Origin of the sequence: Pseudomonas sp. KBS0710 (assembly GCF_005938045.2) — a bacterium.
Taxonomy (GTDB): domain Bacteria; phylum Pseudomonadota; class Gammaproteobacteria; order Pseudomonadales; family Pseudomonadaceae; genus Aquipseudomonas.
Map to the genome: position 1 here is coordinate 4,307,184 of NZ_VCCF02000001.1, position 22,500 is coordinate 4,329,683.

Sequence of the window (22,500 nt, forward strand, 5' to 3'; positions counted from 1 at the left end):
AGCTCCCACATGTGGATTTTTGTTGTTTTCAACATTGTGTGAGCCCCCATGACCACTCAAACCCTCGACCTTGCCAGCGCCACTCACGGCTATCGCCGCTTGCTGGCCCGGCGTGCCTGGCTGCTGGCGCTGCTCGGCATCGCATTGGTCTGCGCCATTTTAGTCGACCTGGCCAGCGGCCCGTCGGGCATGGGCCTGCTGGCGTTGCTCGACGGCATCCTGCATCCGTCGCACCTGAGTGCCACCGACCAGGTGATCATCTGGAACGTGCGCCTGCCCTACGCGCTGATGGCGGTGCTGGTGGGTTGCGCGCTGTCGCTGGCGGGGGCCGAGATGCAGGCGATCCTGAATAACCCGCTGGCCAGCCCGTTTACGTTGGGCGTGTCGTCGGCGGCTGCGCTGGGCGCTTCGTTGGTCATCGTGTTTCCGGTGACCACACTGTGGGTGTCGGCCAACACCGCGATTTCGATTTCGGCGTTTATCTTTGCCGCCGCCTCGGTGTTTTTGCTGCAAGCCATGTCACGCCTGCGCGGTGCCGGGGTGGAAAGTTTGGTGTTGTTCGGCATCGCGCTGGTGTTCAGTTGCAACGCCGTGGTGGCCTTGCTGCAACTGGTGGCCACCGAAGACGTGTTGCAACAGTTGGTGTTCTGGACCTTGGGCAGCGTGACCCGCGCCAACTGGGACAAGCTCGGCATCCTCGCCTTTGTTGTCGCCGTGGTGCTGCCGTTTTCCTTCGCCGCCGCGCCGCGCCTGACCCTGCTGCGTATGGGCGAAGACCGCGCACAAAGCTTTGGCGTGGACGTGAAGCGCCTGCGATTTTTCTCGTTGCTGCGTATCAGCCTGCTGTCAGCCACCGCCGTGGCGTTTGTAGGCACCATCGGTTTTATCGGGCTGGTGGGGCCGCATATCGCGCGGATTCTGGTGGGTGAAGACCAGCGTTTCCTGCTGCCCGCCAGTGCGTTGACCGGCGCCTTGCTGCTGGCGCTGTCGTCGATTGCCAGCAAACTGATCATGCCCGGCGTGATTGTGCCGGTGGGCATCGTCACCGCCTTGGTGGGCGTACCGATTTTTGTGGTGTTGGTGTTCAAGCGCGGGAGGCAGTTATGAGTGCGGGGTTATCGGTACACAACGCCACGGTCAGCTACGGGCGTCGGCAGATTGTGCATGAGCTGAGCTTGCCGACCCTGCCCCACGGCAGCCTCACCGCCTTGATCGGCCCTAATGGCGCGGGTAAATCCACGCTGCTGCGGGCCATTGCCGGGCTGGAAAAGATGCAAGGCGTGGTCAGGCTGGGTGACCTCGACCTGTTAGCCATGTCGGTGGCCGAGCGTGCGCGCCGCGTGACTTACATGCCGCAAAACCTGCCGCCGGGCCTGAGCCTCAGCGTCATGGAAAGCGTGATCGCCGCACTGCGCGTGGCCAATGTGGAGGGCATTCCATTGTCCAGCGAGGCCTGCCTGCGCGAAGCCTTCGAAGCGTTGCAGCGTATCGGCATCGCGCATTTGGCTGATCAACTGCTGAGCACGTTGTCCGGTGGCCAGCGCCAATTGGTCAGCCTCGCCCAGCTGATTGCGCGGCGCCCGCAAGTGATGCTGCTCGACGAACCCACCAGCGCGCTCGACCTCAACTACCAATTGAAAGTCATGGACTGCGTGCGTGCGCTGGTGCGCGAACACAACTTGATCGCCGTGGTGGTGCTGCACGACATCAACCTGGCTGCACGCTTCGCCGACCATATTGCCGTGCTGCGTCAGGGCCGGTTGTACGCCAGCGGCGTGGCGGATGAGGTGCTCGCCCCAGCGTTGTTTGCGCAGGTCTATGGCGTACAGGTGCGCATTGAGCGGTGCTCGCAGCAGTCATTGCAGGTGCTGGTCGATGGGGCGGTGTGATGTGCTTCTAAGGTTAGACGTAAATATTTGATTGAATTATTACCTTTCGATCATCACCTATAGAGACAGGCATTCGCTCATTTGGAGAGCTTCATGATCGACCTGTATTACTGGACTACCCCCAACGGTCACAAAGTATCGCTGTTCCTGGAAGAAGCCGGCCTGCCCTACAAGGTGCACCCGATCAACATCGGCCAGGGCGAGCAGTTCAAGCCGGACTTCCTGAAGATCGCTCCCAACAACCGCATCCCGGCCATCGTCGATCACAACCCGACCGACGGCGGCGCGCCGATTTCGCTGTTCGAATCCGGCGCGATCTTGCTGTACCTCGCGGAGAAAACCGGCCAATTCATTCCAAAAGACCTGCGCGGCCGCCAGGAAGCGCTGCAATGGCTGTTCTGGCAAATGGGCGGGCTGGGGCCGATGGCGGGTCAGAATCATCACTTCAGCCAGTTCGCACCGGAAAAGATTCCTTACGCGATCAAGCGCTACGTGGACGAAACCGCGCGCTTGTACGGCGTGCTGGACCGACGCCTGGCGGATCGCGCGTTCGTGGCGGGCGAGGACTACAGCATCGCCGACATGGCGATCTACCCGTGGATTGTTTCCCACAAGTGGCAGAGCCAGCGTCTGGAGGATTTCCCGCACGTGCAGCGTTGGTTCAACAGCATCAAGGAACGGCCAGCGACGGTTCGGGCGTATGAACTGGTGCAGAAAGTGAATCCGCCAAAATCCTGATTCAAAGTCTTGCTCGGTCAAAATGTGGGAGCGGGCTTGCTCGCGAATGCGGTGGTTCAGTCAGACCTTCATTGACTGACACACCGCATTCGCGAGCAAGCCCGCTCCCACATTTGATTTGCGCAAGACTCAAACTCCTGCTTGCGTCGTTTCGCCGCGCTCACTAACGTAGCGCCTTTAATGACGCTACCCCCCGCAGGAGCTTTGCCATGGCCTCGCCAGCCCTCTCACACTTTATCCCCCGGTTCGGCGTTGCCGCGGCAGTGGCCAGTACTTTAAGCCTGGCCGGTTGCCAGCTCCAGAGCACCCAGGACACCGTGCCGCCGGTGGCCGGTGTGCAACCGATCAAAGGCCTGGCACAGAATGTGTCGGTGCGCCGCAATGCCCAGGGCATGCCGTTGATCGAAAGCAACACCTTCCATGACGCGCTGTTCAGCCTCGGTTATGTACACGCCAGCGACCGCATCACGCAGATGGTCACTTTGCGCCTGCTAGCTCAAGGCCGCCTGGCGGAAATGTCCGGGCCTGAAGTGTTGGATGTTGACCGTTTCATGCGCGCGGTCAATCTGAAAAAAAGCGCCGGCGAGCTGTATAACGCTTCGTCGCCGCGCCTCAAGCGCTTCTTTGAAGTGTATGCCCGTGGCGTCAACGCCTACCTGTTTCGCTACCGCGACAAGCTGCCGCCGGACCTGGCCCAGACCGGCTACAAGCCCGAGTACTGGAAGCCGGAAGATTCGGCACTGTTGTTCTGCCTGCTGAATTTCAGCGAGTCGAGCAACCTGCAGGAAGAACTCTCGTCGCTGGTGCTGGCGCAGAAAGTCGGGGCCGACAAGCTCGCCTGGCTCACGCCGAGTGCGCCGGACGAGCCGATCCCGATGGACGAAGCCGACAAGCTCAAGGGCGTGAACCTCGGCCAAATCAGCGGCCTTGCCGGGCTTGAAAGCGTCGGCCAGCAGTTGAACAGCCTTAACGCACTGGCCGTCACCACCTCCAACAACTGGGCCATCGGCCCGCAACGCAGCCGCAGTGGCAAAAGCCTGCTGGCCAGCGACCTGGCAGCCCAGCCACAAGCGCCGTCGCCGTGGAGCTACGTGCAGATCCGCGCCCCGAAATACCAGGCGGTCGGCGTCTCGATTGCCGGTTTGCCGACCCTGCTGTCCGGCTTCAACGGCAAAGTGGCGTGGAGCATGAGCGCGGTAAAAGGCGACACCCAGGACTTGTTCCTGGAGAAGGTCAAACGCCAAGGCAGCGCGTTGTACTACGAGAACAACGGCAAATGGCTACCGGCCGTCGTGCGCAACGAAACCTACTTCGCCAAGGGCCAGCAGCCGATTCGCGAAGTGGTGTACGAAACCCGCCACGGCGCCCTGCTCAACAGCAGCCAGGCGCTCACCACCGGGTTCGGCCTGGCCCTGCAAACCGCCGACCTCAAGGACGACAAGAGCCTGGACGCATTCTTCGACCTGTCCCGTGCCCAAAGCGCCGGCAAGGCCTCGGACGCGACCCGGGAAATCCGCGCCATCGCCCTCAACATGATGTTTGCCGACGCGAGCAGCATTGGCTGGCAAGTCACTGGCCGCTTCCCCAACCGCCGCGAAGGCCAGGGCCTGCTGCCCTCGCCGGGCTGGGACGCGCGCTTTGACTGGGACGGCTACGCCGACGCGATGCTGCACCCTTACGATCAAGACCCGGCCCAAGGCTGGATCGGCACGGCCAACCAGCGCACCGCGCCACGCGGTTATGGCATGCAGTTGTCCAACTCCTGGGACGCCCCGGAGCGCAGCGAGCGCCTGGCGCAACTGGCCAACGCCGGCAAGCATGACAGCCGCAGCATGATCGCCATGCAGTACGACCAGACCACCACGTTTGCCGCCAAGCTCAAGACCATGTTCCAGGCGCCGGGCATGGCCCAGCCACTGAAACAGGCAATCGATGCGCTGCCGGCAGCCGAAGCCGTGAAGGCCCGCGAGGCGCTCAGTCGCTTGATGGCGTTTGATGGACGCCTGACACCGACCTCCGCCGATGCGGCGATCTATGAGCTGTTCCTGCAGGAAAGCACCAGGCAGATCTTCCTCGACGAACTCGGCCCCGAAAACAGCGCCAGCTGGAAAGCCTTTGTCAGCAACGCCAACCTGTCCTATTCCGCCAACGCCGACCACCTGCTGGGCCGTGAAGACAGCCCCTTCTGGGACGACGTGCGTACCGCGCAAAAAGAAGACAAACCGGCAATCCTCGCCCGCAGCCTTGCCGCCGCCATCACCGCTGGCGACAGCCAATTGGGTGGCGATCACAAAGCCTGGCAGTGGGGCAAACTGCACACCACCACCTGGAAAAATACAAATGGCCAGGTGATCCGCGGCCCGTTTGCCAGTGGCGGCGACCACAACACCCTGAACCCGGCGCCGTACAGCTGGGGGCAGGATTTTGTCACCACCCAAGTGCCGGCGCTGCGCATGATCGTCGACTTCAGCCAAGTCGAACCGATGATGGGTCAGGGTGGCATCGGCCAATCCGGCAACCCGGCCAGCCCGAATTATGCGAACGGCATCGATGCGTCGCTCAAGGCGCAATACCTGAGCTTCCCGATGCAGCCGCAGAACTTTGACAAGGTGTATGGGAAAACCCGCTTGACCCTCACACCCGGCAAGTAACCCGGTTCCCGCTGAACGAACCGGATCAAAATGTGGGAGCTGGCTTGCCTGCGATGAGGCCGTATCAGTCACTGATCAAGTGGCTGATGCACCGCCATCGCAGGCAAGCCAGCTCCCACATTTGATCGCCTGCATTTAGATAGAACTTCTCAAGTCTCACTCCCCTCATACCTGATAAGCCCATCGCCCCCGGCACACCCATGGACCTTGTCATCGCCCGCCCCGAAGGCCTCTATTGCACTGCGGGAGATTTCTACATCGACCCTTGGCGCCCGGTGGACCGCGCCGTCATCACCCACGCTCACGGCGACCACGCCCGAACTGGCAACCAGCATTACCTGGCCGCTGCTCCCGGCGAAGGCATCCTGCGTTCGCGATTGGGCCAGGACATCAATCTGCAAACCCTGGCCTACGGCGAAAAAATCAACCATCACGGTGTCACCCTGAGTTTTCACCCCGCCGGGCATGTGCTCGGCTCCGCCCAGGTGCGCCTGGAATACCAAGGCGAAGTCTGGGTAGCCTCCGGCGACTATAAAGTCGAACCCGACGGCACCTGTGCGCCCTTTGAGCCGGTGCGTTGCCACACCTTTATTACTGAATCCACCTTCGGCCTGCCGATTTACCGCTGGCAACCCCAGGCGCAGATTTTTGCCGGGATCAATGACTGGTGGCAGGCCAATATCGCGGTCGGCAAGGCCAGCGTGTTGTTCTGTTACTCCTTTGGCAAAGCCCAGCGCATCCTGCATGGCATCGACGCCAGCATCGGCCCGATCCTCAGCCATGGCGCGGTGGAGCCGCTGAACCGCGTGTACCGCGAGGCCGGCATCTATATCCCCGAAACCCTGTATGCCGGTGACTTCAAAAAGACTGACCCATTGCTACGCCAGGCACTGATCATTGCGCCGCCGTCCGCCGGTGGCAGCAGTTGGATCAAGCGCTTCGGCGACTACAGCGACGCCTTCGCCAGCGGCTGGATGCGCCTGCGTGGCACGCGCCGGCGGCGCGGTGTGGACCGGGGCTTTGTGCTCTCGGACCACGCCGATTGGCCCGGATTGCTATGGGCCATCGAACAGACCGGCGCCGAACGGGTGATGGTCACCCATGGTTCTGTCGGCGTTTTGGTGCGTCATCTGCGCGAAAAGGGCCTGGACGCCCAGGGGTTCACCACCGAATACGGCGATGACGAAGAAGAGGCCACGGCATGAAAGCCTTCGCCGAGCTGTACGCCAACCTCGACGCCACCACCTCCAGCAACGCCAAGCTGGCGGCGCTGCAAGCCTACTTCCGCCAGGCTCCACCCGAAGATGCGGCCTGGGCGGTGTACTTCCTCTCCGGCGGCCGGCCTCGGCAATTGGTGCCAAGCCGTTTACTGCGCGATATGGCCACCGAAGCGTCAGGCATTGAAGCTTGGTTATTCGAAGAAAGTTACCAGTCGGTCGGCGACCTGGCCGAGACCATTTCACTGTTGTTGCCCGAATCCTCCTACACCTCGGAGGACGGGTTGGCGGTGTGGCTGGAAGACAAGTTGCTGCCGCTGCGTGGCTTGCCGCCGCTGGAATTGGCCGAACGCCTGCCCGCGTTGTGGGCGCAGCTCGATCAGCCGAGCCTGATGGTGTGCATCAAACTGATCACCGGCAGTTTTCGCGTCGGCGTGTCCAAACTGCTGGTTACCCGCGCCCTCGCCGCCATGGCCGAGCTGGACAGCAAACGTGTGGCACAACGGTTGGTGGGCTACACCGACCTTTCCAATCGCCCTACGGCCGAAGGCTACCTCAAGCTGATCGCCGCCGAATCGTCTGACGAGCATGCGCAACGCGGCGGGCAGCCGTATCCGTTTTTTCTGGCCCATGGGCTGGCGCAACCGGTGGAGCAGTTCGACACCCTGCTCGGCGCGCCCACCGACTGGCAGGTGGAATGGAAGTGGGATGGCATTCGCGCGCAGCTGGTCAAGCGCGAGGGGCGCCTGTGGGTCTGGTCGCGCGGTGAAGAGCTGGTCACCGAGCGCTTCCCCGAACTGCACAACTTGGTCAGTGGCCTGCCGGATGGCACGGTGATCGATGGCGAAATCGTGGTGTGGAAAGACGCGGTGCAACCCTTCGCGCTGCTGCAACAGCGCATTGGCCGTAAAACCTTGAGCAAAAAAATCCTCGACGATGCGCCGGTGGCTGTCCTCGCCTACGACTTGCTGGAATATCAGGGCGACGACTGGCGCAATCACACCCAGGCCGAGCGCCGCGCCCAGCTTGAGCAGGTGATTGCGCAGTGCAACCAGCCCGTGCTGTTGCCGTCACCGTTGCTGACAGGCGCGAGCTGGAAGGACCTGGCTGAGCAACGCGAAGATTCTCGCCGCCTGGGCGTGGAAGGCATGATGCTAAAAGCCCGCGACGGCTTGTACGGCGTGGGCCGCACCAAGGACATGGGCGTCTGGTGGAAATGGAAGGTCGACCCGTTCAGCGTTGATGCGGTGTTGATCTACGCCCAGCGCGGCCATGGCCGGCGCGCCAGTTTGTATAGCGATTACACCTTCGCAGTGTGGGACGGCCCGCCCGGCACTGAGCGCACGCTGGTGCCCTTCGCCAAGGCTTATTCAGGGCTGACGGACGAAGAAATGCGCAAGGTCGACGCCATTGTGCGCAAGACCACGGTGGAAAAATTCGGCCCGGTCAGCAGCGTAACGCCGAGCATGGTGTTTGAGCTGGGGTTTGAGGGGATTGCCTTGTCCAAACGCCATAAGAGCGGGATTGCGGTGCGGTTTCCCAGGATGTTGCGGTGGCGGCAGGATAAGGCAGTGGAAGAAGCCGACAACCTCGGGACCTTGCAGGATTTGTTGACCTGACATAAATCCCCCTCCCACATTTTGATTTCCATTTGTTTCAGAATGGTGCACTGATTTTTCCATGCCCATTTTCGGGCATCTCCTACACTCACATCTCCCTTATCCCACCTTTTAAAACAATCATTCGGAACTATGGTGCAGAAATTGCTACTTGTGATCCGTCTGACACCGCTCAGTAACAGTCCTAATCGCGCCACAAGCGCTTATCTTGGTTTTTAGGGATTACATAATGAAAAAAGCATTGCTGACCCTTTCTGCACTGGCTCTGTGCATGGCTGCTGGTACCGCGCTGGCCAAGGAATACAAGGAGTTGCGTTTTGGTGTCGATCCTTCCTACGCGCCATTCGAGTCCAAGGCCGCCGACGGCAGCCTGGTAGGCTTCGATATCGATCTGGGCAATGCGATCTGTGCCGAGCTGAAAGTGAAGTGCAAGTGGGTTGAAAGCGACTTCGACGGCATGATTCCAGGCCTGAACGCCAACAAGTTCGACGGCGTGATTTCCTCGATGACCGTGACTGAAGCCCGTGAAAAGGCGATCGATTTCTCCAATGAGCTGTTCTCCGGCCCGACCTCCCTGGTGTTCAAAAAGGGCGCGAACTACTCCACGCCTGAGTCCCTCAAGGGCAAATCGGTTGGCTACGAGCAAGGCACCATCCAGGAAGCCTACGCCAAGGCCGTGCTGGACAAAGCCGGTGTGACCACCAAGGCCTACGCCAACCAGGACCAGGTGTATGCCGACCTGACCTCGGGTCGCCTGGACGCTTCCGTGCAGGACATGCTGCAAGCCGAACTGGGCTTTTTGAAGTCCCCGGCCGGCGCTGACTACGAAGTCAGCAAGGCCATCGACGACCCACTGCTGCCATCGAAAACTGCGGTCGGTATCAAAAAAGGTAACAAAGACCTCAAGGCCTTGCTCGATAAAGGTATCAAAGCGTTACACGATGATGGCACCTACGCCACTATCCAGAAGAAACACTTCGGCGACCTGAACCTCTACAGCGGTAAATAACACCCCGGCGCCCACCGGTTTGCGGTGGGCGCTTTTTTATCGCCATTAGGTCCTGAATTCATGTTTGAAGATCTTTTGCAAACCCTGGGGCTGGGTGCCTTCAGCTTGAAGGGGTTCGGCCCGCTGTTGCTGCAAGGTACGTGGATGACCGTGAAACTGTCGGTCGCCTCCCTGGCCGTCAGTGTCCTGCTGGGCCTGCTCGGCGCCAGCGCCAAACTGTCCAGCGTCAGCCTGATTCGCATCCCTGCCCAGCTCTACACCACCTTGATTCGCGGCGTGCCCGACCTGGTGCTGATGCTGCTGATTTTCTACAGCCTGCAGATCTGGCTGACCGGTTTTACCGACTTTATGGAATGGGACTACATCGAAATCGACCCATTCAGCGCCGGGGTCATCACCCTGGGCTTCATCTATGGTGCCTACTTCACCGAGACGTTTCGCGGCGCGATCCTCGCCGTACCGCGTGGCCAGCTCGAAGCGGCGACCGCCTACGGGCTCACGCGCGGGCAGCGGTTCCGCTTCGTGACCTTCCCGCAGATGATGCGCTTTGCCTTGCCGGGCATTAACAACAACTGGTGCGTAATGCTCAAGGCCACGGCGCTGGTGTCGATCATCGGCCTGGCAGACCTGGTGAAGGCCGCCCAGGATGCGGGCAAGAGCACCTATCAACTGTTCTATTTCCTGGTGCTCGCCGCGTTGATCTACCTGCTGATCACCAGCGCGTCCAACGTTGTCCTGCGCTGGCTTGAGCGCCGCTACTCCGCTGGGTCCCGGGAGGCCGTGCGATGATCGAACTTATCCAGCAATACTGGCGGCCTTTCCTTTATAGCGACGGCCAGCACATCACCGGGCTGGCGATGACCATGTGGCTGCTCAGCGCGGCGCTGGTGATCGGCTTTCTGGTCTCGATCCCGCTGTCCATCGCCCGCGTTTCGCGCAAACGCTCCATACGCTGGCCGGTGCAGTTCTACACCTACCTGTTTCGTGGCACGCCGCTGTATATCCAACTGCTGATTTGCTACACCGGCATCTACAGCATTGCCGCCGTAAGGGCGCAGCCGGTGCTGGATGCATTCTTTCGCGATGCGATGAACTGCACCATTCTGGCTTTCGCACTCAACACTTGTGCGTACACCACGGAAATTTTCGCCGGTGCGATCCGCAGCATGGCCCACGGCGAAGTCGAAGCGGCCAAGGCTTACGGCCTCAGTGGTTGGAAGCTGTATGCCTACGTGATCATGCCCTCGGCCCTACGCCGCTCGCTGCCCTACTACAGCAACGAAGTAATCCTGATGCTGCATTCGACCACGGTGGCGTTTACCGCGACGGTGCCGGACATTCTCAAGGTAGCGCGGGACGCCAACTCAGCCACCTACATGACCTTTCAATCATTCGGCATCGCCGCGCTGATCTACCTGACCGTGACCTTTGCGCTGGTCGGGCTGTTTCGTCTGGCGGAGCGCCGTTGGCTGGCCTTTCTCGGGCCGAGCCACTAAGGAGTCATCATGCGTCATCAGGTACATGATCTGATCGCGCCGGTGCCCGGCACGGCGCGGCAGGTTCACAGTTTCCACTTCGGCCCGGAACAGGCTGAGGGCAAGGTTTACATCCAGTCATCACTGCATGCCGACGAACTGCCGGGCATGCTGGTGGCCTGGCACCTGAAGCTGCGCCTGGCAGAGCTGGCAGCGGCCGGGCGCCTGCGCAGTGAGATCGTGCTGGTGCCCATCGCCAATCCGGTGGGGCTTGAGCAGGTGTTGATGGACATTCCGCTGGGCCGTTACGAGCTGGAAAGCGGGCAGAACTTCAACCGCCTGTTTGTCGATCTCAGTGAGGCAGTCGGCGATCAGGTCGAAGACCTGCTGGGGGATGATCCCACGCACAACGTCGAGCTTATTCGCGACGCCCTGAGCCTGGCCCTTGCGGCGCAAACGCCTGCTACCCAGCTGCAATCCCAGCGCCTGGTGCTGCAACGCCTGGCCTGCGATGCCGACATGGTACTGGACCTGCATTGCGACTTCGAAGCCGTGGCGCACCTGTACACCACGCCCGAGGCCTGGCCGCAGGTGGAGCCGCTGGCGCGCTATATCGGCTCGGAAGCCAACTTGCTGGCGACCGACTCCGGCGGCCAGTCGTTCGACGAATGCTTCACCCTGGTGTGGTGGCAGTTGCAGCAGCGTTTCGGTGAGCGCTTCCCGATACCGATGGGCAGTTTTTCGGTGACCGTCGAACTGCGCGGCCAGGGCGACGTCAACCACGGCCTGGCGGCGCTGGATTGCCAGGCGATCATCGATTACCTCACTCACTTCGGTGCCATTACCGGTGACGCGCCGCCCCTGCCTGAACTGCCCTACCCGGCCACGCCGCTGGCGGGCGTGGAACCGGTGGCCACGCCCGTCGGCGGCTTGCTGGTGTTCCGCGCCCTGCCCGGTGAATACCTGGAAGCCGGGCAACTGATCGCCGACATCATCGACCCCATTACTGACCGCGTAACGCCTGTGCACTGCAAACATGCCGGTCTGCTTTACGCCCGTTCGCTGCGGCGCATGGCCACTGCCGGCATGGTGATCAGCCATGTTGCAGGCACGCAAGCCTACCGCAGCGGCTACCTACTTTCGCCTTGAGGATGCACGCCCCATGTACAAATTGACCGTTGAAGGCCTGCATAAAAGCTATGGCGACAATGAAGTGCTCAAAGGTGTTTCGCTCAAGGCCAAGACCGGTGACGTGATCAGCCTGATCGGCGCCAGTGGCTCGGGCAAAAGTACCTTTTTGCGCTGCATCAACTTTCTGGAAACCCCCGACGACGGCGCCATGACCCTCGATGGTCAGCAGATCCGCATGGTCAGTGACCGCTACGGCATGCGCGTGGCCGACGATGCGGAATTGCAACGCCTGCGTACGCGGCTGGCGATGGTGTTCCAGCATTTCAACCTGTGGAGCCATATGAGCGTGCTGGAAAACATCACCATGGCGCCGCGCCGGGTGCTGGGCTGCAGCAAGAAGGACGCCGAAGACCGTGCCCGTCGCTACCTGGATAAGGTCGGGTTGCCGGCGCGTGTGGCCGATCAATACCCGGCGTTCCTTTCCGGTGGTCAACAGCAACGGGTGGCCATCGCCCGCGCACTGGCCATGGAGCCGGAGGTGATGCTGTTTGACGAACCCACCTCGGCCCTCGACCCGGAACTGGTGGGCGAAGTGTTGAAAGTGATCCAGGGCCTGGCCGAGGAAGGCCGCACCATGATCATGGTCACCCACGAGATGAGCTTTGCGCGCAAAGTCTCGAACCAGGTGCTGTTCCTGCACAAAGGTTTGGTGGAAGAGCAAGGCACGCCCGAGGAGGTGTTGGGCAATCCGAAGAGCGAGCGCCTGCAGCAATTTCTGAGCGGTAACTTGAAGTAAACCTTTGCGACGCCTGGAGGGTCTCTGACATAGAGCCTCCAGAGCGTCAGCCGCCGAATGGCAAAACCCCTCGACTTCGCCAAAAAATGGTTTGCCGCCAAAGGCTGGAAGCCGTTCGCCTTTCAAAAAGCCGTGTGGACGGCGGTTAAAGACGGCCAATCCGGCCTGCTGCACGCCAGCACCGGCGCGGGTAAAACCTATGCGCTGTGGTTTGCCGCCCTCAACCGCTTCGCCGTCACTCGCCCGCCTGCCACCGGTAAACGCAAAGCGCCCGCTGAGCCACTGACGGTGTTGTGGATCACACCAATGCGAGCCTTGGCCGCCGACACAGCGCGCGCCCTGCAAGCACCGCTTGAGGCGCTGCAGATTCCCTGGAGCGTCGGCCTGCGTACCGGCGACACCAGCAGCAGCGAACGCGCGCGCCAGACCCGGCGTCAGCCCACCGCGCTGGTGACCACCCCGGAAAGCCTGACGCTGATGCTCGCGCGTGCCGACAGTGAGACCAGCCTGGCGCACGTGCGCATGGTGATCGTGGACGAATGGCATGAACTGATCGGCAACAAACGTGGCGTGCAACTGCAACTGGCGTTGGCGCGCTTGCGGCGTTGGCATCCTGACTTGATGGTGTGGGGGATTTCCGCGACCTTGGGCAATCAGTCTCACGCCCTTGAGGTTCTGGTCCCACAAGGCGGTGGGATCAATGTGCAGGGGCAAACGGCAAAAGAACTGAAGGTCGACACCTTGTTGCCGCCGACCACCGAGCGATTTCCCTGGGCCGGGCATATCGGTTTGAAGATGTTGCCGCAGGTGGTGGCCGAGGTGGACGCCAGCAGCAGTTGCCTGGTGTTTACCAACACGCGGGCACAGTCGGAGATCTGGTACCAGGCGTTGCTGGAAGCGCGCCCGGACTGGGCCGGCGTGATTGCCCTGCACCATGGCTCGCTGTCGCGTGAAACACGCGATTGGGTGGAGCGGGCCCTGAAAGACGGCCAGCTCAAGGCCGTGGTGTGTACCTCAAGCCTGGACCTGGGTGTGGACTTCCTGCCGGTGGAGCGCGTGCTGCAAATCGGCTCGGCCAAAGGCGTGGCGCGCCTGATGCAACGCGCCGGGCGCTCTGGCCATGCGCCAGGCAGGCCATCACGGGTGACGTTGGTGCCGACCCATAGCCTGGAATTAGTGGAAGCCGCCGCCGCCCAGGACGCGATAGCGCAGCGGCGCATCGAAGCTCGCGAATCGCCCTACAAGCCTTTGGATGTGCTCGTACAGCACCTGGTGAGCATGGCCCTGGGCGGTGGTTTTACCCCGGACGCGCTGTTGACGGAGGTGCGTGGTGCCTGGGCTTATCGTGACCTTACTGACGCCGATTGGGCCTGGGCGTTGGGGTTTGTGCGCCATGGTGGACTGTCGTTAACGGCCTATCCGGATTACCGCCGTGTGGAGCCTGATGAGCATGGCGTGTGGCGCGTGCCGGATGCGCGCCTGGCGCGGCGCCATCGCATGAGCGTGGGCACTATCGTCAGCGATGCGAGTATCCAGCTGAAATTCTGGAGCAAGGGCGGCGGCGGCAGGAATCTGGGCAGTGTCGAGGAAGGCTTTATCGCCCGGCTCAAGCCTGGTGACGGTTTTTTGTTTGCAGGCCGTTTGCTGGAGTTGGTGCGGGTGGAGAACATGACGGCGTATGTACGCCGCAGCACCGCGAAAAAGGCCGCCGTGCCGCGCTGGAATGGCGGGCGCATGCCGCTTTCCAATGAATTGGCGCAGGCGGTAGTCGAGCGTTTTGACGCAGCGGCGCACGGGCACTTCGACGGCCCCGAGATGCGCGCGGTGCAACCGCTGCTGCAAACTCAGTTGCGTTGGTCTGGCCTGCCGACACGCGCGCATTTGCTGGCTGAAACCCTGAAGTCGCGGGAAGGCTGGCACCTGTTTCTGTACCCGTTCGCCGGGCGCCAGGTGCATCTGGGGCTGGCGAGCTTGCTGGCCTGGCGGGTCAGCCAAGGCCAGCCGGTGACCTTTTCGATTGCGGTGAATGATTACGGGCTGGAACTGTTGAGCGCTACGCCGGTGGACTGGCCGGTTGTGTTGAATGTTGCGCTGCTGAGTCCGACCAACTTACTGCTGGACGTGGCGGCCAGCCTTAATGCCGGTGAGCTGGCTCTGCGGCGCTTTCGCGAAATCGCACGCATCGCCGGGCTGGTATTTGCCGGTTACCCTGGCGCGCCGAAAAGCACGCGGCAAGTGCAGGCTTCCAGCGGCTTGTTCTTTGAGGTGTTCAAGCAATATGACCCAGAGAACCTTTTACTGACCCAGGCCGGGGAAGAAGTCCTGCGTGATGAGTTGGATATTCGTCGGCTCGAAGAGACATTGCGTCATCTGTCGGCGCTGAAACTGGACCTGCATGTGATCGAACGGCCGACGCCGCTGGCGTTTCCACTGCTGGTTGAGCGAATGCGCGAGAGCATGAGTTCGGAGAAGCTGTCCGAGCGCATTGCACGCATGGTCAAGGACCTGGAAAAAGTCGCGGATAACGGGAAACGCTGATGCATTATTTGCTGACGCTTGAGGGTGAGGCGTTGTGGTTGCTGGCCGAAAAGGCGATTTACTGGCCCGCCCGTCAGTGCCTGTTGATCGCCGATGCGCACTTTGGCAAGGCCTCGGCATATCGCAGCCTCGGGCAGCCGGTGCCGCAGGGCACTACCAGCGAAAACCTGCAGCGCCTGGACCGCCTGTTATCGGCCCTGCCGTGCGCACAGGTGATCTTTCTGGGCGACTTCCTGCACGGCCCTGGCTCGCACGCCAGCGGCACCCTGAGCGCCTTGAGGGCCTGGCGCAAGCGCAATCACGAACTGAACCTGACCTTGATTCGCGGCAATCACGATAAACGCGCAGGCGACCCGCCTACTGACTTGAGGATTGCAGTGGTGGCCGAGCCGCTGTTGATGGGGCCGTTCGCGCTGCAGCATGAGCCGGATGCCCACCCCAGCCATCATGTGCTGGCCGGGCATGTGCACCCGGTGTACCGGTTGCGCGGCAAAGGTCGGCAGAGTTTAAGGCTGCCGTGCTTTCAGATCGGCTCGAGGATCAGCTTACTGCCGGCGTTTGGGGCTTTTACCGGCGGTTACTCCGTAGATAAAAGCGACGATCGGCGAGTATTTGTGATCGGCGATCAAGACGTATGGCCGGTGCGCTGAAGCGCCAGCCATGCCTTTTGATAAGTCAGGCGACAGGCGCGGGAGGCGGCTCATCGGGAAGCACTGGCTCACCGGGCTCGGTGGGCTGCTGTGGCCAATCTTCGTCAGGTTGACCGGGGATGCCGCCCGCATACGCTGGGTCGGCCATCAGGGACCAGGCCAAAACACCAATCTGGTTGGGTTCAAGCCGGGCGAGTTCGGCGCTGATTCGCGGGTCGATCTTCATAAAGTACTCCTCAAGCGTGGCTCGGCGCGTTTTGCACGCGCCGAGGCAGTACACCCAATAGAGTCACTTCACGCAGACTAATTCCCTTTACGTGTAAGACCTTTCGATCAAGCGCGTGGGAGAGTGACACCGCGCTGGCCCTGATACTTGCCGGCGCGATCTTTATAGGACACTTCACAGGCTTCATCGGACTGCAGGAACAGCATCTGCGCCACGCCTTCGTTGGCGTAGATCTTGGCCGGCAAGGTGGTGGTGTTGGAGAACTCCAGGGTCACGTGGCCTTCCCACTCCGGCTCAAGTGGCGTCACGTTAACGATGATACCGCAGCGCGCGTAGGTGCTTTTACCCAGGCAGATGGTCAGCACGTCACGGGGAATACGGAAGAATTCCACGGTGCGCGCCAGCGCAAAGGAGTTTGGCGGAATAATGCACACGTCGCTTTTAATGTCGACGAAGCTCTTTTCGTCGAAGTTTTTCGGATCGACGATCGCCGAGTTGATGTTGGTGAACACCTTGAATTCATCGGCGCAGCGCACGTCGTAGCCGTAGCTGGAAACACCGTAGGAAATCACGGGCGCCGCGCCTTCGCCACGGATCTGGCGCTCAACGAAGGGTTCGATCATGCCGTGTTCTTGCGCCATGCGGCGAATCCACTTGTCCGATTTGATGCTCATGGCGGGTGTCCTGAATAGCGAGGTGGAAAAATTCTGTTGGGCATCTTACCGGGGCCGGCTCTGGGGTTCAAAGGGCGCGGGGGATTTGTTGATGAATGTGCTGCCTGCCATAAGCGGCAGCCAGCGGGGCCGGGACCGTCCTTGCAGTGCCCGGCGACTTTAAATACCACCGCCAGTCACGAAAATAGAGAAACCTTCGGAAATACCATTGGCACGTCCCGGAAAAAGGGTTAAGGTGGCGCCACTGTGCTGCTTGTGTCACTGAGAATCTCTACACGATATGTTGAATTTCGATCCAACCATCTCCAAGAATTTTTCCTGCTCTTTGCACTCAGTCTCGGCCAGGGCTTTTCCTGAGTCGCAGTTAACTTTGTCCAAGGAGATACACCATGTCTAATCGCCAAACTGGTACCGTTAAGTGGTTCAACGATGAAAAAGGCTTCGGCTTCATCACTCCACAATCCGGTGACGACCTGTTCGTTCACTTCAAAGCTATCCAATCCGACGGCTTCAAAAGCCTGAAAGAAGGCCAACAGGTTTCTTTCATCGCTACCCGCGGTCAGAAAGGCATGCAAGCTGAAGAAGTTCAAGTTATCTAACTTGTACTGACTTAGTCGAAAAAACCCCGCCCTTAAAAGCGGGGTTTTTTTATGCCTGGGATTTAGCCCCGGCACCCAGGTAATACCAGGCACAAAAAAATGTGGGAGCCAGCTCCCACATTTTGTCCTGCGTCTTTCCTGCGTCGTTACTGGAACAACGACTCACTCGACAAGCCATTCTTCTCGAGGATCTCACGCAAGCGCTTGAGGCCCTCTACCTGGATCTGCCGCACCCGCTCACGGGTCAGGCCGATCTCCAGGCCTACATCCTCCAGGGTGCTGCTCTCATGGCCGCGCAGGCCGAAGCGGCGAATCACCACCTCACGCTGCTTGTCCGTAAGTTCCGACAACCACTGGTCAATGCTTTGGGAAAGATCATCGTCCTGCAACAGCTCACAAGGATCTGTCGGGCGATCATCCGTCAGGGTGTCCAGCAGGGTTTTATCCGAGTCCGGACCCAGCGAGACATCGACCGAAGATACGCGCTCATTCAAGCCGAGCATGCGCTTAACCTCTCCCACTGGCTTTTCCAGCAGGTTGGCGATTTCTTCAGGCGAGGGTTCATGATCGAGTTTTTGTGTCAGCTCACGCGCTGCCCGCAGGTAGACGTTGAGCTCCTTGACCACATGGATCGGCAACCGGATCGTGCGGGTCTGATTCATGATCGCCCGTTCGATGGTCTGGCGAATCCACCAGGTAGCATAGGTAGAGAAGCGGAAGCCCCGCTCAGGGTCGAACTTCTCCACTGCCCGGATCAAGCCCAGGTTGCCCTCCTCGATCAAGTCCAACAGCGACAGGCCACGATTGACGTAGCGTCGGGCGATTTTCACCACCAGCCGCAGGTTGCTTTCAATCATGCGCTTGCGCCCAGCCGGATCGCCCTTTTGCGACAAGCGCGCAAAATGGACTTCTTCTTCGGGAGTCAGCAAAGGGGAAAAGCCGATTTCATTGAGATACAGCTGCGTGGCGTCGAGCGCCCGCGTGTAGTCAATGTACTTGTGTTGCTTCAACGCGGTGGAGTTCTTGGATTTGGTGCGAACTGAAGGAGTTGGAGACCCTTCATCATTCGACATCGATTCCTTTTCGGTGAGTATCTCCATTTCAAGGAGAACCTCATCGTCGATGTCAAACTCCGGCGCTTCTTTACTGAGAGCCATTGTTATAGTCCTTTGGTGAGTTCGACCTCAAGCTCAAGCGACGCCTTTATCCTTGGCAACGCTGGAGCCTGTTCCTTCTACGTGAGGGAACAGGCTGTGCAACACATCAACGACGGGGTAGGAATTGCAGCGGATCTACAGGTTTCCCTTGGCGGCGAATCTCAAAGTGCAGTTTCACCCGGTCTGTACCAGTTGACCCCATTTCGGCAATTGTCTGTCCGACTTTGACCTGCTGCCCCTCCCGAACCAACAGCCTGCGGTTATGACCGTAGGCACTGACGTAGGTATCGCTGTGTTTGATGATGACCAGCTCGCCGTAGCCCCGTAAACCACTCCCGGCGTAAACCACTGTCCCATCAGACGCAGCTAAAACAGGCTGTCCCAAATCTCCGGCGATATCAATGCCTTTATTCAAACTACCGTTTGAAGAGAATTTTCCAATCAGCACCCCGTTTGAAGGCCATCCCCAACCGGTCGGTGCCGGCCCGGCAGGTGGCAACGGCGTGGCTGCCGGTTTGCTCGCAACTGTAGGCGCAGCGGTGCCTGCGGGCCGTGTAATGATCGTGGTTTTGCTTGAAGACGAGGCCGAAGATCCGGACTTTGTCACAACTGCCGTAGGCGCTGAACCGGTACGCCCATCGAAACGGATGGTTTGCCCCGGATGTATCGTATAAGGCACAGGAATATTGTTACGAGCTGCGAGCGCCTTGTAATCCCAACCGTAACGGAAGGCGATCGAGAACATCGTGTCCCCCTTTCGCACCACATATTGCCCGGTGGTGACCGTCGGTTTTTGCGGCACGCTGCTGGCACCGTTTCGGTCGACAACCCGAGCGCCACTGGACGGAGAGCTTGAGCAACCCACCAATAAGGAACTCAAGACAAGGCCAAGCACCAGTCGCTGAAAACTTGTTTTACTCATACGCTGCGCAAGACCTGTGAGACTCACCCGCCGCTCCCTTTGTGCTGGCCGAACATGAATGCCTGTATCAGGCTTGAAATATGTCGCAAGTATAACTGGGCATTGGCTTTTTACCGGCACACGACTGAAACGAAAAATTCATCGCGTTTAAACCCGGCTTCCAATCATGTTGACTCAACAAGCCCCGCCGTAAGACCCATCCCCACCAACAGAATTCACTGTTTGCGAAGAAATGATCAGGCCAGCGGGCCATTGAGCAGCGGAACGAAGCGCACGGCACCCAGTACATGCCGGGAAAAACCTTCGTCCTCACGGATAATGAGCATCAATTGTTGCACTTCACCAGAACCCACCGGGATGACCAGGCGCCCGCCAGGGGCGAGCTGATCGAGTAACGCCTGGGGCACATCGGTGGCGACCGCCGTGACGATGATGCCGTTATACGGCGCCAGCGCCGGCCAGCCTTCCCAACCATCGCCCCAGCGGAACACTACGTTGCGCAGGTTAAGCTCCACCAGGCGTTCCTTGGCGCGGTCCTGCAGGACCTTGATGCGCTCCACCGAGAACACCCGCTCCACCAGCTGCGAGAGTACGGCGGTCTGGTACCCCGAACCGGTGCCGATCTCCAGCACCTTGTCCAACGGCCCCGCCGCCAGCAGCAGCTCACTCATGCGCGCAACCATATATGGCTGCGAGATGGTCTGGTTATGGCCGATCGGCAACGCAGTGTCTTCGTAGGCGCGATGCGCCAGCGCCTCATCCACGAACAGATGCCGAGGCGTGCGCCGGATGACTTCCAGCACTTGGGCGTTGGACAGGCCTTCTTCATACAGACGCTGGATCAAACGCTCGCGGGTACGCTGGGAGGTCATCCCGATACCACGACGCAACAGGTCGTCTTGTTCACGCGCCATTAACGCAGCCCCTCAAGCCAGCCATCCAGACTACTGAAGGCATCACTGAAGGTGCGATCGAGCTGCAACGGGGTAATCGAAACATAACCTTGCATCACCGCATGAAAGTCGGTGCCGGGGCCGCCGTCTTCGGCATCACCGGCGGCAGCAATCCAGTAACCTTCCTTGCCACGCGGGTCGACCACCTTCAACGGCGCTGCTGCACGGGAGCGATGGCCCAGGCGGGTCAGCTGGATGCCGCGGATATGGTCGAGGGGCAAATTGGGAATATTGACGTTGAGCACCGTACGCGCAGGCAAGTCCAGCGAGCCATGGGCCTCCACCAGCTTGCGGGCGAAATACGCCGCCGTCGCCAGGTTATCCAGTTGCCGTGAGGCAAACGAAAAAGCGAACGAGGTGCGTCCCAGGAAGCGCCCTTCAAGGGCCGCCGCCACCGTGCCGGAATACAGCACGTCATCGCCCAGGTTGGCGCCCAGGTTGATGCCCGATACCACCAGATCCGGCTCTTGGTCCAACAAGCTGTTGATTGCCAGGTGCACGCAGTCGGTGGGGGTACCGTTCACACTGATAAAGCCATTGGCCAGAACCTGCGGGTGCAGCGGACGGTCGAGCGTCAGCGAACTGCTGGCGCCGCTCTTGTCCTGGTCCGGGGCAACCACCACGCACTCGGCGTAATCCTGCAGCGCAGCATAAAGCGCAGCAAGACCGGGTGCGGTGGCACCGTCATCGTTTGATATCAGAATACGCATGGGTTGTCCGTCGGCCCCACCGGCACCAGATCAACAAGCTCGCGCACCAAGACAGTGGCGAAGCATCCGGCCGGCAGGACGAATTCCAATTGCAGAATGTCAGGACCGGGATAATGCCACGTCAACCCGCCAATGGGCAGTCGCAGAATGCGACGTTCCTGGCTCATGCCGGCTCTCACCAGCCAATCACGCAGCTCCGGCTCGCTGGCGGCAATGCTTTGCTCAAGCGTGTGGGTCGCGCCGCCGGCCGGCGAATCGCCCTCGCCCCACTGCGGGCCGGTGGGGTGCAGGTCCAGAATCGCCAGGCGCGGGTCGCTGCATTCAGCCTCACCTGCGGGAAAAAAACTGCGGCTGTCGGTAAACGCCAGCAGGTCACCGACCTGGGCACGTTGCCAGGATCCATCCGCGACCCGCGCCGCCAACACTTTGTTAAACAGAAAGCTGCGCGCGGTCGACAGCAGCCGCGAACGCACATTGCGCTGCTCCGGCAACGCCTTGCGCGCCGCCCAATCGCGGGCATCCACGACGTTGCCGCCGTTATGCCCGAAACGCTGGGTACCGAAGTAGTTCGGGATACCGTGCTGGGCGATCAATTGCAAGCGCGCGTCGATGGCGGCGGTATCACCCGCCAATTGGGTCAGGCGCAGGGTAAAGCCATTGGCCGAATGCGCGCCGCGTTGCAGTTTGCGCTTGTGGCGGCCCATTTTGAGGATCTTGAGGGTGTCGTTTTCGGCACCGCTCATGTCCGGGTCGGCCTTGCCTGGCAGTTGCACGCTGAACCACTGACGGGTCAACGCCTGACGGTCCTTGAGCCCGGCGTAGCTGACGGTGCGCAACGGCACGCCGGCAGCCTTGGCGATACGGCGTGCGGCCTCTTCGGTATTCAGGCCGCGCTTTTCGACCCACAGCCACAGGTGCTCACCGTCACCGCTGAGCGGGATGTCCAGCACTTCGTCGACCTGGAAATCTTCAGCCGTCGCTTTCAAAACCGCGCTGCCCAAGGCCTCGCCATAGGCACGCGGGCCCAGCAATTGCAGATCATTCATGCGCGCAGCAACAAGGCGACGGAGTGCACCGCAATGCCCTCTTCCCGGCCGGTAAACCCGAGCTTTTCGGTGGTGGTGGCTTTCACGTTGACTTGATCCAATTCAATTTGCAGGTCGGCGGCAATCAGCGCGCGCATCGATTCGATGTGGGGCGCCATTTTCGGCGCCTGGGCCACGATGGTGTTGTCGACGTTGCCGACCTTCCAGCCCTTGGCGTGGATCAGGCCGACCACGTGGCGCAGCAAGACACGGCTGTCCGCGCCCTTGAAGGTCGGGTCGGTGTCCGGAAAATGCTTGCCGATATCGCCCAACGCGGCGGCGCCGAGCAAGGCATCGCTCAAGGCATGCAGCACAACGTCGCCGTCGGAATGAGCCAGCAACCCATGGTGGTGTGCAATGCGCACGCCGCCCAAGGTGATGAAATCGCCTTCAGCGAAACGGTGCACATCATAGCCGTGGCCAATACGCATAAAAAAACGCCCCGATTTAATTCAGGGCGT

General features: G+C 60.6%; 22 protein-coding genes. 14 read left to right on the forward strand and 8 right to left on the reverse strand.

Annotated elements, in window-relative coordinates; translation table 11 throughout:
• Window positions 1–48: 48 nt before the first annotated feature.
• From FFI16_RS19730 to pdeM, 13 genes are all read left to right on the forward strand, one after another.
• Window positions 49–1,107, forward strand: coding sequence for an iron ABC transporter permease (locus tag FFI16_RS19730; RefSeq protein WP_017137179.1), 1,059 nt, complete (start codon window positions 49–51; stop codon window positions 1,105–1,107).
• Window positions 1,104–1,889, forward strand: coding sequence for an ABC transporter ATP-binding protein (locus tag FFI16_RS19735; protein ID WP_138816429.1), 786 nt, complete (start codon window positions 1,104–1,106; stop codon window positions 1,887–1,889). The genes FFI16_RS19730 and FFI16_RS19735 overlap by 4 nt, the downstream gene beginning before the upstream one ends.
• 93 nt (window positions 1,890–1,982) lie before the next feature.
• Window positions 1,983–2,627 carry a glutathione S-transferase N-terminal domain-containing protein gene (locus FFI16_RS19740; RefSeq protein WP_138816430.1) on the forward strand — a complete coding sequence of 215 codons (645 nt, stop codon included), beginning with the start codon at window positions 1,983–1,985 and terminating at the stop codon, window positions 2,625–2,627.
• A gap of 209 nt (window positions 2,628–2,836) precedes the next feature.
• The gene (locus tag FFI16_RS19745; protein ID WP_138816431.1) at window positions 2,837–5,278 is read left to right on the forward strand and encodes a penicillin acylase family protein; all 2,442 of its coding nucleotides are present in this window, start codon (window positions 2,837–2,839) and stop codon (window positions 5,276–5,278) included.
• A gap of 200 nt (window positions 5,279–5,478) precedes the next feature.
• On the forward strand, window positions 5,479–6,483 hold the full coding sequence (locus FFI16_RS19750; protein ID WP_138816432.1) for a ligase-associated DNA damage response exonuclease: 1,005 nt from the start codon (window positions 5,479–5,481) through the stop codon (window positions 6,481–6,483).
• Window positions 6,480–8,114 carry an ATP-dependent DNA ligase gene (locus FFI16_RS19755; RefSeq protein WP_138816433.1) on the forward strand — a complete coding sequence of 545 codons (1,635 nt, stop codon included), beginning with the start codon at window positions 6,480–6,482 and terminating at the stop codon, window positions 8,112–8,114. Before FFI16_RS19750 ends, FFI16_RS19755 begins: the two co-directional genes overlap by 4 nt.
• Window positions 8,115–8,343: 229 nt before the next feature.
• Window positions 8,344–9,123 (forward strand): transporter substrate-binding domain-containing protein, encoded by a 780-nt coding sequence (locus FFI16_RS19760; RefSeq protein ID WP_138816434.1) that lies wholly within the window; start codon window positions 8,344–8,346, stop codon window positions 9,121–9,123.
• Between the two features lie 60 nt (window positions 9,124–9,183).
• Window positions 9,184–9,912, forward strand: a complete 729-nt coding sequence (locus FFI16_RS19765; RefSeq protein ID WP_138816435.1) for an ABC transporter permease — start codon at window positions 9,184–9,186, stop codon at window positions 9,910–9,912.
• Window positions 9,909–10,619 carry an ABC transporter permease gene (locus FFI16_RS19770; RefSeq protein WP_017137171.1) on the forward strand — a complete coding sequence of 237 codons (711 nt, stop codon included), beginning with the start codon at window positions 9,909–9,911 and terminating at the stop codon, window positions 10,617–10,619. Before FFI16_RS19765 ends, FFI16_RS19770 begins: the two co-directional genes overlap by 4 nt.
• A 9-nt stretch (window positions 10,620–10,628) precedes the next feature.
• The gene (locus FFI16_RS19775; RefSeq protein WP_138816436.1) at window positions 10,629–11,747 is read left to right on the forward strand and encodes a succinylglutamate desuccinylase/aspartoacylase family protein; all 1,119 of its coding nucleotides are present in this window, start codon (window positions 10,629–10,631) and stop codon (window positions 11,745–11,747) included.
• Between the two features lie 13 nt (window positions 11,748–11,760).
• The gene (locus FFI16_RS19780; protein WP_138816437.1) at window positions 11,761–12,525 is read left to right on the forward strand and encodes an ABC transporter ATP-binding protein; all 765 of its coding nucleotides are present in this window, start codon (window positions 11,761–11,763) and stop codon (window positions 12,523–12,525) included.
• A gap of 57 nt (window positions 12,526–12,582) precedes the next feature.
• Complete coding sequence (locus FFI16_RS19785; protein ID WP_138816438.1) at window positions 12,583–15,063, forward strand: ligase-associated DNA damage response DEXH box helicase; 2,481 nt, start codon at window positions 12,583–12,585, stop codon at window positions 15,061–15,063.
• Window positions 15,063–15,713, forward strand: a complete 651-nt coding sequence (gene pdeM, locus FFI16_RS19790; protein WP_138816439.1) for a ligase-associated DNA damage response endonuclease PdeM — start codon at window positions 15,063–15,065, stop codon at window positions 15,711–15,713. Before FFI16_RS19785 ends, pdeM begins: the two co-directional genes overlap by 1 nt.
• Before the next feature lie 25 nt (window positions 15,714–15,738).
• Here pdeM and FFI16_RS19795 read toward each other — a convergent pair whose 3' ends face one another.
• Window positions 15,739–15,939, reverse strand: a complete 201-nt coding sequence (locus FFI16_RS19795; protein ID WP_017137167.1) for a hypothetical protein — start codon at window positions 15,937–15,939, stop codon at window positions 15,739–15,741.
• Between the two features lie 107 nt (window positions 15,940–16,046).
• The gene (gene dcd, locus FFI16_RS19800) at window positions 16,047–16,613 is read right to left on the reverse strand and encodes a dCTP deaminase (RefSeq protein WP_138816440.1); all 567 of its coding nucleotides are present in this window, start codon (window positions 16,611–16,613) and stop codon (window positions 16,047–16,049) included.
• A gap of 389 nt (window positions 16,614–17,002) precedes the next feature.
• Here dcd and FFI16_RS19805 point away from each other — a divergent pair, with 389 nt between their 5' ends.
• A complete protein-coding gene (locus tag FFI16_RS19805) occupies window positions 17,003–17,212 on the forward strand; it encodes a cold-shock protein (RefSeq protein ID WP_002554837.1) in 210 nt (69 codons plus the stop codon).
• Window positions 17,213–17,358: 146 nt separating this feature from the next.
• Here FFI16_RS19805 and rpoS read toward each other — a convergent pair whose 3' ends face one another.
• The 6 genes from rpoS to ispF form a co-directional block, all read right to left on the reverse strand.
• Entirely contained in the window at window positions 17,359–18,369 is a 1,011-nt protein-coding gene (rpoS, locus tag FFI16_RS19810) for an RNA polymerase sigma factor RpoS (protein WP_056857520.1), read from the reverse strand.
• Between the two features lie 106 nt (window positions 18,370–18,475).
• Window positions 18,476–19,318, reverse strand: a complete 843-nt coding sequence (locus FFI16_RS19815) for a peptidoglycan DD-metalloendopeptidase family protein (protein ID WP_138816441.1) — start codon at window positions 19,316–19,318, stop codon at window positions 18,476–18,478.
• 209 nt (window positions 19,319–19,527) lie between these two features.
• Window positions 19,528–20,163, reverse strand: coding sequence for a protein-L-isoaspartate(D-aspartate) O-methyltransferase (locus FFI16_RS19820; RefSeq protein WP_169850588.1), 636 nt, complete (start codon window positions 20,161–20,163; stop codon window positions 19,528–19,530).
• Between the two features lie 41 nt (window positions 20,164–20,204).
• On the reverse strand, window positions 20,205–20,954 hold the full coding sequence (gene surE / locus FFI16_RS19825) for a 5'/3'-nucleotidase SurE (protein WP_138816442.1): 750 nt from the start codon (window positions 20,952–20,954) through the stop codon (window positions 20,205–20,207).
• A complete protein-coding gene (gene truD, locus FFI16_RS19830; protein ID WP_138816443.1) occupies window positions 20,942–22,000 on the reverse strand; it encodes a tRNA pseudouridine(13) synthase TruD in 1,059 nt (352 codons plus the stop codon). The genes surE and truD overlap by 13 nt, the downstream gene beginning before the upstream one ends.
• The gene (gene ispF / locus FFI16_RS19835; protein ID WP_012722614.1) at window positions 21,997–22,470 is read right to left on the reverse strand and encodes a 2-C-methyl-D-erythritol 2,4-cyclodiphosphate synthase; all 474 of its coding nucleotides are present in this window, start codon (window positions 22,468–22,470) and stop codon (window positions 21,997–21,999) included. The genes truD and ispF overlap by 4 nt, the downstream gene beginning before the upstream one ends.
• Between the last annotated feature and the right edge of the window lie 30 nt (window positions 22,471–22,500).